This window comes from Pseudomonas sp. DWRC2-2 (genome assembly GCF_049897885.1).
GTDB classification, from domain to species: Bacteria; Pseudomonadota; Gammaproteobacteria; order Pseudomonadales; family Pseudomonadaceae; genus Aquipseudomonas; species Aquipseudomonas azotoformans_A.
The window spans coordinates 677,468-694,262 of sequence record NZ_JAFCXD010000002.1; the positions used below are offsets into that span (position 1 = coordinate 677,468).

The 16,795-nt window shown below is 61.2% G+C and carries 14 protein-coding genes; 9 read left to right on the plus strand and 5 right to left on the minus strand.

Annotated elements, in window-relative coordinates:
* Window positions 1–12: 12 nt before the first annotated feature.
* Both ACP7EW_RS11680 and ACP7EW_RS11685 read right to left on the minus strand, forming a co-directional pair.
* Window positions 13–483, minus strand: a complete 471-nt coding sequence (locus ACP7EW_RS11680; RefSeq protein ID WP_033902756.1) for a YchJ family protein — start codon at window positions 481–483, stop codon at window positions 13–15.
* A 4-nt stretch (window positions 484–487) separates the two neighbouring features.
* Window positions 488–985: a DUF6231 family protein gene (locus ACP7EW_RS11685; RefSeq protein ID WP_426217149.1), complete on the minus strand. Its 498-nt coding sequence runs from the start codon at window positions 983–985 to the stop codon at window positions 488–490.
* A 190-nt stretch (window positions 986–1,175) separates the two neighbouring features.
* Here ACP7EW_RS11685 and ACP7EW_RS11690 point away from each other — a divergent pair, with 190 nt between their 5' ends.
* Together ACP7EW_RS11690 and ACP7EW_RS11695 are read left to right on the plus strand one after the other, a co-directional pair.
* Window positions 1,176–1,871 (plus strand): OmpA family protein, encoded by a 696-nt coding sequence (locus tag ACP7EW_RS11690; protein WP_038849718.1) that lies wholly within the window; start codon window positions 1,176–1,178, stop codon window positions 1,869–1,871.
* Between the two features lie 160 nt (window positions 1,872–2,031).
* Entirely contained in the window at window positions 2,032–2,790 is a 759-nt protein-coding gene (locus ACP7EW_RS11695) for a collagen-like protein (protein WP_426217151.1), read from the plus strand.
* 65 nt (window positions 2,791–2,855) lie between these two features.
* On the opposite strand, the gene ACP7EW_RS11700 is transcribed toward ACP7EW_RS11695, so the two are convergent.
* Window positions 2,856–3,320 (minus strand): CopD family protein, encoded by a 465-nt coding sequence (locus ACP7EW_RS11700; protein ID WP_426217153.1) that lies wholly within the window; start codon window positions 3,318–3,320, stop codon window positions 2,856–2,858.
* A gap of 99 nt (window positions 3,321–3,419) precedes the next feature.
* On the opposite strand from ACP7EW_RS11700, the gene dinG reads away from it, so the two are divergent.
* The 6 genes from dinG (at window position 3,420) to ACP7EW_RS11730 (ending at window position 11,889) form a co-directional block, all read left to right on the plus strand.
* Window positions 3,420–5,564, plus strand: coding sequence for an ATP-dependent DNA helicase DinG (gene dinG, locus ACP7EW_RS11705; RefSeq protein WP_033902752.1), 2,145 nt, complete (start codon window positions 3,420–3,422; stop codon window positions 5,562–5,564).
* An 89-nt stretch (window positions 5,565–5,653) separates the two neighbouring features.
* The gene (locus ACP7EW_RS11710) at window positions 5,654–7,951 is read left to right on the plus strand and encodes a beta-galactosidase (RefSeq protein ID WP_426217155.1); all 2,298 of its coding nucleotides are present in this window, start codon (window positions 5,654–5,656) and stop codon (window positions 7,949–7,951) included.
* A gap of 82 nt (window positions 7,952–8,033) precedes the next feature.
* Window positions 8,034–9,179 (plus strand): serine hydrolase domain-containing protein, encoded by a 1,146-nt coding sequence (locus ACP7EW_RS11715; protein WP_426217157.1) that lies wholly within the window; start codon window positions 8,034–8,036, stop codon window positions 9,177–9,179.
* 143 nt (window positions 9,180–9,322) lie between these two features.
* Window positions 9,323–10,480, plus strand: coding sequence for an OmpA family protein (locus ACP7EW_RS11720; RefSeq protein ID WP_426217159.1), 1,158 nt, complete (start codon window positions 9,323–9,325; stop codon window positions 10,478–10,480).
* A gap of 27 nt (window positions 10,481–10,507) precedes the next feature.
* The gene (gene pdxH, locus ACP7EW_RS11725) at window positions 10,508–11,155 is read left to right on the plus strand and encodes a pyridoxamine 5'-phosphate oxidase (RefSeq protein ID WP_061435584.1); all 648 of its coding nucleotides are present in this window, start codon (window positions 10,508–10,510) and stop codon (window positions 11,153–11,155) included.
* A 269-nt stretch (window positions 11,156–11,424) separates the two neighbouring features.
* A complete protein-coding gene (locus ACP7EW_RS11730) occupies window positions 11,425–11,889 on the plus strand; it encodes a glycine zipper 2TM domain-containing protein (RefSeq protein WP_003189251.1) in 465 nt (154 codons plus the stop codon).
* 701 nt (window positions 11,890–12,590) lie between these two features.
* Here ACP7EW_RS11730 and nhaA read toward each other — a convergent pair.
* A complete protein-coding gene (gene nhaA, locus ACP7EW_RS11735; RefSeq protein ID WP_038849732.1) occupies window positions 12,591–13,778 on the minus strand; it encodes a Na+/H+ antiporter NhaA in 1,188 nt (395 codons plus the stop codon).
* Between the two features lie 216 nt (window positions 13,779–13,994).
* Here nhaA and ACP7EW_RS11740 point away from each other — a divergent pair, with 216 nt between their 5' ends.
* Window positions 13,995–15,089, plus strand: a complete 1,095-nt coding sequence (locus ACP7EW_RS11740; protein WP_426217162.1) for a PLP-dependent cysteine synthase family protein — start codon at window positions 13,995–13,997, stop codon at window positions 15,087–15,089.
* Window positions 15,090–15,132: 43 nt separating this feature from the next.
* Here ACP7EW_RS11740 and ACP7EW_RS11745 read toward each other — a convergent pair whose 3' ends face one another.
* Complete coding sequence (locus tag ACP7EW_RS11745) at window positions 15,133–16,746, minus strand: NAD(P)/FAD-dependent oxidoreductase (protein WP_133074398.1); 1,614 nt, start codon at window positions 16,744–16,746, stop codon at window positions 15,133–15,135.
* Window positions 16,747–16,795 lie beyond the last annotated feature (49 nt).

Consider the following 16,795-nt stretch of genomic DNA (forward strand, 5'->3'; position numbering starts at 1 on the left):
TCCTTTGAGGGTTTAGAGGTAGCTGGAGCAGCACTTCTTGAATTTCTGCCCGCTGCCGCACAGGCAGGCATCGTTGCGTCCGGCCTTCACTTCCACCGTCGGGTCGATGAAGTACCAACGCCCGTCATTCTGTACGAAAGAAGACTGCTCGCGGTGGCTATGTTCGCCAGTGCTGTCATGCCAGCGCGCGGTGAAGGTCACGAAAGCGTGTTCCGGCTGGCCGCCGAACACCTCGGAGCTTTCCACCTCAAGGCCAAGCCAGGTGCTTTGGGCACTCCAGGCGGCGATGGCATTTCGGTCCAGACCGGCCTGTTGCGCGGGCAGGGTGGTGGCGACCAGGTAGTCCACCAGGCCTAGCACATAGGCGCTGTAGCGCGAGCGCATCAACGCGGTGGCGCAGGGCGCCGGGTGCCCGGCGTGATAATGGCCGCAGCAGGCATCCAGCAGGTTGCCACTGCCGCAGGGGCAAATGGATGTACTCATCGGGTTACCACCAATACTTTCCGAAGTTTTCCGGGTTGGCCCAGAAGCGGGCGTTGAGCCAGTCCGGCACCTGTTTATAGTCAAGCAGATCATAGGTAAACAGCGTCAGAACCTGCTCGTCGCGCTGGAAGCGCTCGCCAGCCTGCAGGGCCAGGGAGAAGAAGTCGGTGTCCTTCCAGTCGCAGGCGGCCAGGTCCACCAGCACCGCAATGCGGCTGGCATTCAGGTTGCGGATGCCGCCGAGCAGGGTCAGGCCTTGCGGTTTTGACAGGTGCTCCAGGCAGTCCACCACCAGTGCCAGGTCAAACCGCTGTGCGGCAAGCTCCGTGGGCAACGCGCCGGGCTGCGCGACGGACACTTGGGTATCCGGGTGGGCTTGTTGAAAAGCCTCCAGCGCCGGGAACTGGCTGGCGCCCAACAGCAACAGGCGTTTGGGCTGGTGCAGGTCGAGCAAGGCAGCCAAGGCTTGCTGGGGCGTACGGGCAGAAATACCGGCGGTCATCAGAGATCCTCACATCAGGACCCTAGAGACTAGCGCGGCTGAGCGTGCGGGCCTAGAGCGGGCGGCCGAGAAAAGTCCTACAAATGCGGCGATCCTCAATGAATACAGGGGCGCGGCGTAGTGGCGCAGATGAAAAGAGCGGTCTCTACTCCACCCATCGGCCCCCGCCGATCCCCTCAGGAGAAATCAGATGAGCATCATGCGGACAGCTCTACCCTTGGTTCTGCTAACCGGAGTATTGACAGGTTGCGCAGGTTTGCAAAAAACCGATTGGCCCACCTGCGCCGCCCTTGGCGGTGTAACTGGTGCGGCGATCGGTGCCACTGAAAGCTCGGCCTACGCGGGCGCTGGTGCGCTGCTGATCGGCGGCATGGCGGGCGCCTATTGCTGGGTGCACGGCGATGGCGACGAAGACGGCGATGGTGTGCCGGACAGCCGCGACAAGTGCCCAGGCACGCCAAAAGGCGTGCAGGTGGATGCCAATGGTTGCCCACCGGCACCGCCAGCGGCCGTGGTTGAGGAGGTGGTCGTGGTCAAGGAAGAAACCATCGTGATCCGCGATGTGCACTTCCAGTTCGACTCGGCCAAGCTGACGGCGGCGGACAAAACCAAGCTCGATACCGTCGCCACGCGCTTGAAACAGGAAGCCCCGAGCGCCCAGCTGCGGGTCAGTGGCCACACCGACAGCGTCGGTAAAGACGCCTACAACCAGAAACTTTCGGAAAAACGCGCCCACTCGGTTACGGACTACCTGATCGGTGCAGGCGTACCGCGCAGCAACTTTGTCTCGGTAACCGGTGCAGGCGAAAGCCATCCGGTAGCCGACAACAAAACCGCTGAAGGCCGCGCCTTGAACCGCCGCACGGAAATCCAGATCAACCGCTGACGGCCCTTGCCCCTGTGGGATCCACAGGGGCATTGCTGCCAATCCTCCCCCTTTATTAACTTTTTTGATCCTTCACTGGCAAAGCGCCTGTGGAAGTCGTTACTGTGCGTCCAAAGAAAAACTAGAAATAATTTTTAAAAGAATTCTGGGGAGCTCCACGATGCGTAAGGTTTTACTGCTGGCCCTGTTGGTCAGCCCTGTTGCCCTGGCTCAAAGCGTCAGTGTGGAAACCAACTCGTTGATGCGCCTGCCCAGCAGCACCAGCGTGTTGCAACTGGAGCGCTTGGATGTGGCGGATTACGGCACCTTGCTGATCCCTGCCACTATCAGCCAGGTTTCGGTGGATGAACTGCACCTGGGCCGCGATGCGCGCATCGCCATCGTGCCCGGCAACACCGCGCTGCAATTGCAGGTGCGCCATGCGCAGTTGGACCACGGCAGCCAGATCACCTCGCGCGGCGCGCCCGGCACCCACGAAAAGCCGGCCAAGGCCGGGCGTGACCTGACCTTGCGCATCAACTCCCTGGCAGCAGAAGAACTTTCAGTCGACGCCCGTGGCGGCGCCGGTGCCCAAGGCTATGCCGGGCTGGACGGTGCCAATGGCGTGGACCCAGGCTGCACCTGGGGTTCGGCCGGTCGCGGTGCCAATGGTGACAACGGCGGTGATGGCTTGCCTGGCGCGTCCGGCGCGCAGGTGCGGGTCGAGTTGCCGCAGGACTTCCCGGCGCAGCAGATCAAGGTCTGGGTGGACGGTGGTCCCGGCGGTTTGGCCGGCACGGCGGGTAAGCCGGGCAAGGGTGGCCAGTCCAAAGGCTGCCTGGTGTATCGCGCTGATGGCGGCGAAAAGGGCCGCCCAGGGTTGGAAGGGCAGCCGGGGCCGGCTGGGCCTGCGGGTACTGTGACTATTCAGCGGCTCTAAAGAGCCGCAGTTGTGAGGCACAAGCTACAAGCCACAAGATAAAGGCTTGCAGCTTGCTGCTGCATTCAAAACATGGGTCGAGCCGAAGCAATCGCCACTACCACCAACCCCACGATCAAATTGATCCCCACCAACCGGCGGATCTGCCCCAGCACCGCAGCCCCACTCGGCCAATCCTCCGCCGCCACCGCCGTGCGCAATTCCGGGAATTTCAACGCCTGGATACGGATAAACAGCGCCGTCATCACCAGATACAACCCCATCATCACCTGCACATAACGCGGCGCGGTCTCAAACCCGTTGAAGCGCAACTGCAGCAGGCCTATGCCGCTGATCGGCAAAATCGCCACCGCGACCCACACCCACACGAAAAAACGTTGAAATACATTCGCCCACAACTTGAGCCGGGCAGGGCCCTCAAGTGCCGCCATAGCGGCGGGGCGCAGGATCATCCAGGCGAAAAACATACCGCCGACCCATACCAGGGCGGCCAATACATGCAGGGTGTAAGCGAGGCTAAACGCGGTCATTGTGGTACTCCGTTCTGCGCGGGATTCATTAGCGGGGTATGATAGCCGCCGATCCGAACCACTGAAAATTTATCCAGCGTTTTTTGCGCCCGACTATCCATGATCAGTACTGAACTCAAAACCACGATCCAGGGCGCCTATTCGCGTTTTCTCGAAGCCAAGAGCTTGAAACCGCGCTACGGCCAACGCCTGATGATCGCCGAAGTGGCCAAGGTCCTCGGGGATATCGACACCGACGACGAAGGCCGCCGCGAGGGTGAGCCCGCGGTCGTGGCCGTCGAAGCCGGCACCGGCACAGGCAAGACCGTGGCCTACAGCCTGGCCGCGATCCCCACCGCCAAGGCCGCCGGCAAGCGCCTGGTGATCGCCACCGCCACCGTCGCCCTGCAAGAGCAGATCGTCTACAAAGACCTGCCTGACCTGATGCGCAACAGCGGCCTGAATTTTACCTTCGCCCTGGCCAAGGGCCGTGGGCGCTACATGTGCCTGTCCAAGCTTGACGTGCTATTGCAGGAAGGCCACGCGCAAACCGCTACGGCGTCGCTGTTTGAAGAAGAAGGCTTCAAGATCGAGGTGGATGAAGTCAGCCAGAAGCTGTTCACCAGCATGATCGAGAAACTCGCCGGTAATAAATGGGACGGTGACCGCGACAGCTGGCCCACCGCCCTGGAGGATGCCGACTGGGCGCGCTTGACCACCGACCACAGCCAGTGCACCAACCGTCATTGCCCCAACTTCGGCCAGTGCGCCTTCTACAAGGCCCGCGAAGGCATGGGCAAGGTTGACGTGATCGTCACCAACCACGACATGGTCCTGGCCGACCTGGCCCTGGGCGGCGGCGCCGTGCTGCCCGACCCGCGTGACACCCTCTACGTTTTCGACGAAGGCCATCACCTTCCCGACAAGGCCATCGGCCATTTCGCCCACTACACGCGCCTGCGTTCCACTGCCGACTGGCTGGAAACCACCGCGAAGAACCTCACCAAGTTGCTCGCCCAGCACCCGCTGCCCGGCGACCTGGGCAAGCTGATCGAACAGGTGCCGGAGCTGGCGCGGGAGATCAAGACCCAGCAGCAATTCATGTTCAGCGCCTGCGAGCAGGTGGCGGATTTCAAACCCGGCGAAGACGTCGAGGGCCGTGAGCGGCCGCGCCATCGGTTCGTTGGCGGTTTGATTCCCGAACACATGCGCGAAATGGGCATTGAGCTGAAGAAGGGTTTCTCACGCCTGACCGATCTGTTCACCCGCCTCACCGACCTGCTTAAAGAGGGCATGGACGGCGAGGTCAACATCGGCATCGCCAGCAACCAGGCCGAGGAGTGGTACCCGCTGTTCGGCAGCCTGTTGTCGCGTTCCCAGGGCAACTGGGAATTGTGGACGGCCTTCACCGTTGAAGACCCGGAAGACAACCCGCCCATGGCGCGCTGGCTGACCCTGTCGGAAAGCGGTGCGTTGTTTGATATCGAGGTCAACGCAAGCCCCATCCTTGCCGCCGAAATGCTGCGCCGTAACCTGTGGAACGTGGCCTATGGCTGCCTGGTCACCTCCGCCACACTGACCGCCCTGGGCACCTTCGACCGCTTCCGCATGCGTGCTGGCTTGCCGAAAAAGGCTGTCACTGCGGTGGTGCCGAGTCCGTTCCATCACGCCGACGCCGGTGTGTTGCGAGTGCCGGACCTCAAGGCAGACCCGCGCGACGCGCCAGCGCACACCGCTGCGATCATCCGTGACCTGCCGGAGCTGGTAGAAGGTTCACGCGGTACGCTGGTGCTGTTTTCGTCGCGCAAACAGATGCAGGACGTGTTCGACGGCCTCGACCGTGACTGGCGCAAGCAGGTGTTTATCCAGGGCAACCTGTCCAAGCAGGAAACCCTGAACAAACACAAGGCGCGGGTGGATGGCGGGGATTCCAGCGTGCTGTTCGGCCTGGCGAGTTTCGCCGAAGGGGTGGATTTGCCCGGTGCCTACTGTGAGCATGTGGTGATCGCCAAGATCCCGTTCTCGGTGCCGGATGATCCGGTCGAGGCGGCCTTGGCCGAATGGATCGAGGCACGGGGTGGTAACCCGTTCATGGAAATCTCGGTGCCGGATGCTTCCTTGAAGCTGGTCCAGGCCTGCGGTCGCTTGCTGCGTACCGAAGAAGACCGGGGCACCATCACCTTGCTCGACCGCCGTTTGGTCACCCAGCGCTATGGCAAGGCTATCCTTAATGCGTTGCCGCCGTTCAGGCGCGAAATTTCTTAAGCCACCGTGGGCGAATTCGCCCACTTCGTGGTCTATCTCACTGTATTTCATCAGGCCATCCATCGGCCGTCTGGGAGAACCTTGCTCGTATGATTCGCACGCTGCCCGCTCTTTTTGCCCTGCTGTTCGCCGCGCCCTTGCTGGCCGCGCCCGCCGGGCAACAGACCCTGTTCAATTTCGTCCGGCCTGCCGATGTGGTCAAGGTGGCGACCCAGGACGCCAGCCTGCCGCAGTACAACGCTGAACAGACACCCGAAGGCGAAGTGCTACGCCGCATCACCTTCAACCCGGCTGCCGAACCCAGCCTGGTGCTCAGCCCGCAGTCGGGCGCCTGGGACTGGTCTCAGTCGGGGGCCATGAGCCTGCGCATCCAGAGTGCGATGGATTGGGCGCTGACGCTCTACGTGAAAGTGCAGAGCAGTGATGGCCGCACTCTGGTCAGTCGCATCGACCTGCCGGCGGGCCCGGCCCAGACCCTGCTGGTCCCGTTGCAGGCCAACTCGCCACTGAGCCAGGGCATGAAGGCCGGCCCGCCGATGCCGATCACCGTAGACGGCCAGCGTGTGTTGCTGGCCAGCAGCGCGGGTGAAATCGACCGCAGCCAGGTGGTTTCGGTGACGCTGTCGATGATCAAGCCCAACGCCGCCCAAAGCATCCTGCTGGAGCGCTTTGGCGTGCAGGACAGCGAGCCGGTGTTGAAGGCCGCCTACAGCGAATTGGTGGATGCCTATGGTCAATCCACCCGTGCCCGCTGGCCGGAAAAGGTCAGCAGCGACGAACAGCTCAAGGCTGCCGCCGCCAAGGAGCAACAGCAGCTCCAGGGCTGGCTGGCCACGCGAGAGAAATCGTCACTGGATAAGTTCGGCGGTTGGAACAAAGGCCCGGCCTTCGACGCCAGCGGCTTTTTCCGCACCGAGAAGCGCGATGGGCGTTGGTACCTGGTGACGCCGGAGGGGCATCCGTTCTATTCGCTGGGCGTTAATACCGTGGCCCCGGACAACAACCAGACCTACGTGTCCGGCCGTGAATGGATGTTCGCAGCACTGCCCAAGGCTGGCGAACCGTTCGACAAGTATTACGGCAGCGGCGACAACCGCACCGGCAACGGTGCGGGTGAAGGCCGCAGCTTTGGTGCCGGGCGCTGGTACGATTTCTACGGCGCCAACCTGCAACGCACCTACGGCGGTGACGGGTTTGACCAGAAGCGCTGGACCACTCACACCCTCGACCGCCTGCAAGCCTGGGGTTTCAACACCGTGGGCAACTGGAGCGACGACGATCTCGCCCGTGCCGATCGCGTACCCTACACCTTGCCGCTGTCGATCGTCGGCGACTACACCAGCATCAGCACCGGCACCGACTGGTGGGGCGGCATGCCCGACCCGTTCGACCCGCGTTTCGCCATGGCCACCGAGCGCGCCGTCGCTATCGCCGCTCGCGATCACCGTGATGACCCATGGTTGATCGGTTTCTTTGCCGACAACGAGTTGGCCTGGGCCGGCCCTGGTGATGATCCGAAATCCCGCTATGCCTTGGCCTACGGCACGTTGCGCATGACCACTGACGTTCCGGCCAAGCGCGCGTTCCTCAAGCAACTGCGCGACAAGTACCGCAACGAAGAAGGCCTGTCGAAAGCCTGGGGCATCGAATTGAAAGGCTGGGAGCTGATGGAAGACCCAGGCTTCGAACCGCCGATGCCCAACCCTGAGCACCCGGAAATCGAAGCGGACTTCAAATACTTCCAGAAGACCTTCGCCGATGCTTACTTCAAGACCATTTCCGACTCGCTGAAATGGCATGCGCCCAACCAACTGCTGCTGGGTGGTCGTTTCGCGGTGAGTACGCCGGAAGCCGTGGCGTCCTGCGCCCAGTATTGCGATGTGCTGAGCTTCAACATGTACACCCTCAAGCCGCAGGACGGTTATGACTTCGCTACCCTGCGTGCGCTGGACAAGCCAGTGCTGATCACCGAATTCAACTTCGGCTCGGCTGACCGTGGGCCGTTCTGGGGGGGCGTGACACAGTTGGCCAGGGAAGAGGATCGCGGTGTGGCGTACGGCAACTTCCTCAAGCAGGCCATGGCTGAACCGTCGATTGTCGGCGTGCATTGGTTCCAATACCTGGATCAGCCGGCAACCGGGCGTCTGCTGGACGGCGAAAATGGCCACTTTGGCCTGGTGGGCATCACCGATGTGCCGTTCCAGGGTTTTGTCGACAGCGTGCGCAAAAGCAATCTGGCGGCGGTCGATCAACTGGGCAAGGAAGCGGAAAAGGCCAAGGCGGCGGGCGCCGTGCGTGAAAGCGAAGGCGGCAGGGCCGGGCACGAAGGCAAAGGCCCGGGGCAGGGCGCTGGGCATGCGGGCGGGCACTCAGGGAATGGTCATTGATTGAGGGCTGACGGGTTCACAAAACCCACCAGTACTGGAACAATGTCGGCCACTTTTTGCTGTGTTGTCCGAGGGTGTTCAGGTGCAGATCCAGGGTCATTACGAACTCCAGTTCGAAGCGGTACGGGAAGCCTTTGCCGCGTTGTTCGATGACCCGCAGGAGCGTGGTGCCGGGCTGTGTATCCAGATAGGCGGCGAAACCGTCGTCGACCTGTGGGCCGGCACCTCCGACAAGGACGGTGCCGAGGCCTGGCACAGTGATACCATCGTCAACCTGTTCTCCTGCACCAAGACCTTCACCGCCGTGACGGCCCTGCAATTGGTGGCCGAAGGCAAGTTGCAACTGGACGCACCGGTCGCCAACTATTGGCCTGAATTTGCGGCAGCGGGCAAAGAATCCATCACCCTGCGCCAGTTGCTCTGCCACCAGGCCGGGTTGCCGGCAATCCGCGAAATGCTGCCGACCGAGGCTTTGTACGACTGGCAACTGATGGTCGATACCCTGGCGGCCGAAGCCCCGTGGTGGACACCTGGCCAAGGCCACGGCTACGAGGCGATCACCTACGGTTGGTTGGTGGGTGAGTTGCTGCGTCGTGCCGATGGGCGTGGGCCGGGAGAATCCATCGTGGCGCGGGTTGCGCGGCCACTGGGGCTGGACTTCCATGTGGGCCTGGCGGATGAAGAGTTTTATCGCGTGGCACATATAGCGCGTAGCAAAGGCAATATGGGCGATGAAGCCGCACAACGTTTACTGCAAGTAATGATGCGTGAACCCACGGCCATGACGACCCGTGCATTTGCTAATCCACCGTCTATTCTGACCAGCACTAACAAACCTGAATGGCGCCGTATGCAGCAGCCGGCGGCAAATGGTCACGGTAATGCACGCAGCCTGGCGGGCTTTTATAGCGGCTTATTGGACGGTAGTTTGCTCGAAGCCGACATGCTCGAACAATTGACCCGCGAACACAGTATCGGGCCGGATAAAACATTATTGACACAAACCCGTTTTGGCCTGGGCTGCATGTTGGACCAGCCGCAACTGCCCAATGCCACCTTCGGCCTTGGCCCGCGTGCATTCGGGCATCCTGGGGCGGGCGGCTCGGTCGGGTTTGCCGACCCAGAGCATGATGTAGCGTTTGGTTTTGTGACTAATACATTGGGGCCTTATGTACTTATGGACCCACGGGCACAGAAGTTGGTCGGAATATTGGCCGGTTGTCTGTAAACCCCTTGCTGTTTCACGTTTTTTTGTTACAAAGGCAACTATAAGAAGGCGCTGAACGAAACGATGTAACTTTAATGTTCTGTAAGCGTCTGTTTAACGGGTCATCCAGACCCCCGTTTCTTTTCTCATTTTGTGGATATCTCATGTTATCGAACAAGTCCTTGGCACTGGCGCTATGCCTCACTATTACCGGCTGCGCACAAACTCCACAAAATGATGCCGAGGGCGGGCATTGGTGGTCATTTGGATCTGATAAGGCCGCCACCAAGGATGCAGTGACCCAAACCGATGCCAAGCCGGACGCTAAACCGGACGCCAAGCCCGCTGCCGGCGCCAAGCCTGCCGCCCCGGTAGCCGCTGCTGCCGCTCCCGCTCCAGCTGCCAAGGCTGACACCGGTTCCAGCTGGTGGCCGTTCTCGTCCAAGAGCGCCGACGAAAAGGCCGCCGATGCCAAGGCCGACCTGAAAGCCGACCTCAAGGCCGCCGAGCCGGCACCTGCCGTCGCCCCAGCTGTCGCCAAGAACGACACCGAAACCAAATGGTGGTGGCCGTTCGAAAGCAAGCCCAAGCCACTGGCCAAGGTCGACGTGACCAACGTGCCGATGCCGGATCCAAAAATCACCCAGGCCTGGTTGGACGACTATGAGCCGCGCCTGCGCGCCGCCATCAAGGACAGCAACCTGCAACTGGAGCGTCGCGACAACGTACTCGTCGTGATTGCCCCGGTAGACGGCTCCTACAACCCGAAACGCCCGGCCATGCTTCTGCCGGTCACTCTCGGTCCGTTCACCCGTGTTGCCAAGGCTGTAGAAGCCGATCCCAAGACCGCCGTGCTGGTACTGGGCCACGTCGACGCAACGGGCACTGCCCCAGCCAGCCAGGCGCTGACCAAGGAACGTGCACAATCCATCGCGTCGATCTTCAGCCTCAGCGGCCTGAAGCAGGATCGTCTGATGCTGCGTGGCATGGGCGACCTGATGCCACGTGCCGCCAACGACAGCAACCAGGGCCGTGCCCTGAACCGTCGTATGGAAATCATGTTCACTCAGCGCACCACCATGCTGGCGCTGTTGAGCAAATACCAGTCGGGCAAAACCCCGCCTGTCGCCGAGATGGTTGCAGTGCAGGACGTTCCAGCACCTGCCCCAGCGGCCAAGGCTGCAGCTAAAAAGGCGCCAGCCGCCAAGAAAGCCGCCGCCAAGCCAGCCGCCAAAAAAGCTCCGGCCAAGCCAGCTGCCAAAAAGCCAGCGCCGGCCAAAGCCAAGGCCGCTGCACCGGCCAACGACCAGGCGAAAAACTGATCCGCTGAACCAGAAGGATAAAGCCGCATGACCCAGGCACTGGCCGATATGCGCCGTGACTACACACGGGATGGTTTGAGCGAGGCCCAGGCCCCGAGCGAGCCGTTTGCCTTGTTCCACCAGTGGTTTGCCGACGCGGTGAAAACCGAGCAGCCACCGGTGGAAGCTAATGCCATGACCTTGGCCACGGTCGACCAGGACGGTCGACCGCACTGCCGCATCCTGTTGCTCAAGGGCCTGGACGCGCAGGGCTTTACCTTCTTCACCAACTATCAGAGTGCCAAGGGCCAACAGCTCGCGGCGCGGCCGTTCGCGGCCATGACCTTCTTCTGGCCGACCCTGGAGCGCCAAGTGCGCATCGAGGGGCGGGTGGTCAAGGTCACGGCTCAAGAGTCGGACGCTTATTATCAGGTCCGCCCGTTGGGCAGCCGCCTGGGCGCCTGGGCGTCTCCGCAGAGCCAGGTCATTCGTGACCGCGAGGAACTGCACGACCTGCTCAAGGCCACCGAGCAGCGTTTCAGCGACACCCAGCCCGACTGCCCCGAGCACTGGGGTGGCTATCGCTTGCTGCCGGAACGCATCGAGTTCTGGCAAGGTCGTGCCAGCCGCTTGCACGACCGTCTGAACTATCGCCTGCAAGGGGCCGATTGGACCCGCGAGCGCTTGGCGCCCTGAGCTACACCTTTCGTCACTTCATCTGAATGTTGCCTATCACGCTGAAGTCTCTATACCAGAGGCTTCGGGCGTGTAGTGCTGTGTGGTGTTCCTGGCGACTGTCGCGACTACAATCAAAGTAATCCTTGAAGGGTACGCTACCGTTCGTCGATTTTTCTGGTGCGGTCAGTCTGTACTCAGGCTGAATGAAAGCAATTTTCTGTGGTGCTTGCCGTGACAGGCGGCAAGCTGCAGCGTTTAATGACCACCTGTCCTTTGGAGTTGATGCTATGCGTAAGTCCGTTTTACTGGTTGCCTGCTTTACCACCCTGTCGTTGCTGCTGGGTGGCTGCGCCTCGAGTCTGACCGGCGACTCGTACTCCCGTGACGAAGCGCGTCGTGTACAGACCGTGCGCATGGGCACCATCGAATCCCTGCGTCCTGTGAAGATCGAAGGCACCAAGACCCCAATCGGCGGTGCTGCCGGCGCAGTCATCGGCGGTGTTGGCGGCAGCGCCATCGGCGGTGGCCGTGGCAGCATCGTGACTGCCGTGATCGGCGCTGTTGCTGGCGGTCTGTTGGGTTCGGCCACCGAAGAAGGCCTGACCCGCACTCAAGGCGTGGAAATCACCGTTCGCGAAGACGACGGCAGCATGCGCGCCTACGTGCAGGCTGTGCAGGAGAATGAAATCTTCCGCATTGGTGACCGCGTGCGCATCATGACCGTTGATGGCACCAGCCGCGTTACTCGCTAAGCGCGGGTTGTAGGAACACAAAACCCCAACCGGGTGACTGGTTGGGGTTTTTGGTTTTCTGGGCGGGCATTTTTAGGTGGCGGCCAGGTTAAGTGCAAAAACGCAGGCAATAAAAAACCGCCTTAGTAGGGCGGTTTTTTATTGCATACCCAACTATGGCTGGGGATGCGACTCAAAGATGCATTGACCTGCAGTCCGATATTACCCCTGGTCATACTGTCATGCAAGGTTGGGAGATAGACCACGAGGGCAGCAAAAATTTGCAATAGATCTCACAAGAGTACCGGATATTTGATCACTGTTCGTCACACCTTCATTTGGGATATCCGTTAGGCTCTTCCCTGTTCTACGTTTGTTGCTTTTAGGTGAGCCGGGCACGCGCGCGAATTCTTGGACTGACCGCCACGGGCTAGTAATCCGTGCCGGATTCACGCGGAAGGCCCATCAACCCGGCCGCCTCAAAGATGCATTGACCTGCATCCAAAGGCCACGTGTTCCGGTAAGTGTGCTGGAGGTAGGCCAACGTAAGGGGGCCGAGTATGTCGAAGTTTGCACGACGTATGTGGAACCTCGTAGTGAACTGTCTGCGTGCTTATCACGTATGGAAGTTCCTGCGAGACAGCTTCGATGACCTGTAAGGTCTGAGAAGTGGAGCCGCCTCGGTCAATCCGAGGCGGCTTTTTGGTTTTCGGTCTGTCAGTTCAACCCTGAAGCGTGGCCTTCTTACGACTCGCCATCGCCGTCACCGCATAACCAATACACGCCGCCAGAATCGATCCGGTCAAAATCCCCATCCGGTCCTCACCTGCAAACTCACTGGCACCCGGCACAAACGCGAGCGAACCGACAAACAGACTCATGGTAAAGCCGATCCCACAGAGGATCGCCACACCAAACACCTGCCCCCAGTTCGCGCCGCTGGGCAGGGCGGCGAGGCCGGTCTTGATGGCCAGCCAAGTAAGGCCAAACACTCCGACGGTCTTGCCGATCAGCAGGCCAGCGGCGATGCCCATGGGCACGTGGTGGGTGAAGCTTTCCAGGCTGACGCCGGTCAGGGATACGCCGGCGTTGGCGAAGGCAAACAGCGGCAAGATGCCGTAGGCCACCCACGGGTGCAGGGCGTGTTCCAGCGTGAGCAGCGGCGAGGGCTCGGCGTTCTTGGTACGCATGGGGATGCAGAAGGCCAATGTCACGCCGGCCAGCGTTGCATGCACGCCGCTCTTGAGTACGCACACCCACAGGATCAGCCCAATGATCAGGTACGGCCCAAGCTTGATGACGCCCAGCCTGTTCATCGCAATCAAGGCAACCAAGCACGCACCCGCGCCTGCAAGGGCAGCGCCGGACAGGTCGGCGGAGTAGAACACCGCAATCACAATGATCGCGCCCAGGTCGTCAATGATCGCCAGGGTCATCAGGAACAGCTTCAGCGACACCGGCACGCGCTTGCCGAGCAAGGCCAGCACGCCGAGGGCGAAGGCGATGTCAGTGGCCATGGGGATCGCCCAGCCGGAGAGTGCGGCGGGGTAATCCTTGTTGATCGCCCAGTAGATCAGCGCCGGCACGACCATGCCGCCGATAGCCGCCGCGCCGGGCAGCACCACTTGCGAGGGCTTGGACAGGTGGCCGTCGAGCAGTTCACGCTTGACCTCCAGGCCGATCAGCAGGAAGAACAGGGCCATCAGGCCGTCGTTGATCCACAGCAAGGCCGGCTTGGCGATTTTCAACGCGCCGACCTGTGCCACCACCGGTACGTCGAGAAACGCCTCGTACAGGTGCGACAGAGGTGAATTGTTGATGATCAACGCCAAGGCGGCAGCCGCGATCAACAACAGACCGCTGGCGGCTTCCAGCTGGAAGAAACGGGTAAAAGTGCTACGCAGAGGCAAGGGATGCTCTCCAATCCAGATTCAATAGGTGGGTACCCTAACCCGTACCGTTAGTTGTTAAAACAAAATTTATATTCTTATTTGTTATAAGCAGCTGCTTGGCATGACGTTGCTTCTAAGCCTAGCAATTGTGTGTCCGATTGAGTCGGTACTGTATCTGTGTGACATGTAGGAAACCCCCTAAAATCAGGGCTTACACCTTCAGAGAAACCCTCCATGAGCGACCACCGTCCCTGGGCCCGCGAAGCCATTCGCATTATTGAAGCCGACTTCCAGCGCAGTGCCGACACGCACCTGATCCCGTTGCCGCTGCCGGGGTTGCCGGGTATCGAGTTGTACTTCAAGGACGAGTCCAGCCACCCCACCGGCAGTCTCAAACTCCGACTTGCCCGTTCGCTGTTCCTGTACGCGCTGTGCAATGGCTGGCTCAAGCCGGGCGCGCCGGTGATCGAAGCGTCCAGTGGGTCGACGGCGATTTCCGAAGCCTACTTTGCGCGCCTGCTCGGTTTGCCGTTTATTGCGGTGATGCCGGCCACCACTTCCCAGGAAAAAATCGCGCAGATTGCCTTCTATGGCGGCAAGAGCCACCTGGTACAGGATCCCACGCAGATCTACGCCGAATCCGAACGTCTGGCGCGGGAAAGTGGCGGTCACTTCATGGACCAATTCACCTACGCCGAACGCGCCACCGACTGGCGGGCGAACAACAATATCGCCGAGTCGATCTTCCAGCAGATGCGCTTCGAGCAGCATCCGGAACCGAGCTGGTTGATCTCCAGCCCCGGCACTGGCGGCACCACCGCGACCCTTGGTCGTTATGTGCGTTATCGCCAGCACTGCACACGCGTGTTGTGCGCCGATGCCGAGCGTTCAGTGTTCTTTGATTTCTATCAGAGTGGCGACGCCAGCTTGCGCCTGGACTGTGGTTCACGCATCGAAGGCATTGGCCGGCCACGGGTCGAGGCGTCGTTTCTGCCCAAGGTGATTGATGCGATGGTCAAGGTGCCGGATGCGCTGTCGCTGGCGGCCATGCATTACCTGGCTGAGCGGTTGGGGCGGCGGGTCGGTGGTTCCAGCGGGACTAACCTGGTCGGCGCTCTGGTGGCGGCGCAGCAAATGAAAGCGGCGGGGGAGTCGGGTTCGATCGTGGCGATCTTGTGTGATGGCGGGGAGCGGTATGCCACGACTTACTACGATCAGGCCTGGCTCAACGCCCAGGGCTATGAATTGGCCGGGTTGATTGCGGCTGTTGCAGCCAGTGTCGAGCGCGGCGAGCCGTTGCCGGACAGCATCCTGCGCGCCAACATTTAATCGTGTAGGAGCCCGGCGAACCGGGCTCCTACCAGGGCATGTGTCAGGCTTCGATACCCAGCATGTCCCGCGCCAACGCCTCGGCAATCCGAATCCCATCCACGCCTGCCGACAAAATCCCACCGGCATAACCGGCGCCTTCACCGGCCGGGAACAGGCCTTTCACGTTCAGACTCTGCATCGATTCGTTACGGGTGATCCGCAGCGGCGACGAAGTGCGAGTCTCAATACCCGTCAACACCGCGTCGTGCAGCGAGTAACCCTTGATCTGCTTTTCGAACGCCGGCAAGGCTTCACGGATCGCTTCGATGGCGAAGTCCGGCAAGGCCAGCGCCAAATCGCCCAGGGATACGCCCGGTTTGTAGGACGGTTCCACACTGCCAATCGCAGTCGACGGCTTGCCGGCGATGAAGTCACCTACCAGTTGTGCTGGCGCCTCGTAGTTGCTGCCGCCGAGGACGTAGGCGTGGGATTCCAGGCGTTCCTGCAACTCGATACCCGCCAACGGGCCACCCGGATAATCCACCTCAGGCGTGATGCCGACCACGATGCCGGAGTTGGCATTGCGCTCATTACGCGAGTATTGGCTCATGCCGTTGGTGACCACACGGCCCGGCTCGGAAGTCGCTGCGACCACGGTGCCGCCTGGGCACATGCAGAAGCTGTAGACCGAACGGCCGTTCTTGGCGTGGTGCACCAGCTTGTAGTCGGCCGCGCCGAGTTTCGGGTGGCCAGCGTATTTGCCCAGTCGCGCGGCGTCGATCAAGGATTGCGGGTGTTCGATACGGAAGCCCACCGAGAACGGCTTGGCTTCCATGTACACACCACGGCCATGAAGCATGCGGAAGGTGTCGCGGGCGCTGTGGCCCAGCGCCAGGATCACGTGCTTGGACAGGATCTGTTCGCCGCCATCGACGACGACGCCGTTCAACTGGCCGTCTTCGATCAGCACGTCGGTCACGCGCTGTTCGAAGCGCACTTCACCGCCGAGGGCGATGATCTGCTCGCGCATGTTCTCTACCACGCCGGTCAGGCGAAACGTACCGATGTGCGGCTTGCTGACGTAGAGGATCTCTTCCGGCGCACCGGCCTTGACGAACTCGTGCAGGACTTTGCGGCCGTGGAACTTCGGGTCCTTGATCTGGCTGTACAGCTTGCCGTCGGAAAAGGTCCCGGCGCCCCCTTCACCGAACTGCACGTTGGACTCTGGGTTCAGCACGCTTTTGCGCCACAGGCCCCAGGTGTCCTTGGTGCGCTGACGCACTTCCTTGCCGCGCTCAAGGATGATCGGCTTGAAGCCCATCTGCGCCAATAACAAGCCGGCGAAGATACCGCACGGGCCGAAACCGACCACGATTGGACGCTCCGTGAGGCCTTCCGGCGCCTGGCCCACGACGTTGTAGCTGACATCCGGCGCCGGGTTGACGTTGCGGTCATCGGCGAACTTGAGCAGCAGGGCGGCTTCACCCTTCACGTTCAAGTCGATGGTGTAGATGAAGCACAGCTCCGAGGATTTCTTGCGGGCGTCGTAGCTACGCTTGAACAGGGTGAAATCGAGCAAGTCATCACTGGCGATGCCCAGGCGCTGCACGATGGCGGGCCGCAGGTCTTCTTCGGGATGGTCGATGGGCAGCTTGAGTTCGGTGATTCGTAACATGACAGGATCCGGTAGGCGGCGGGCTCGGAGGCCGGCTGTTTTGCAAACC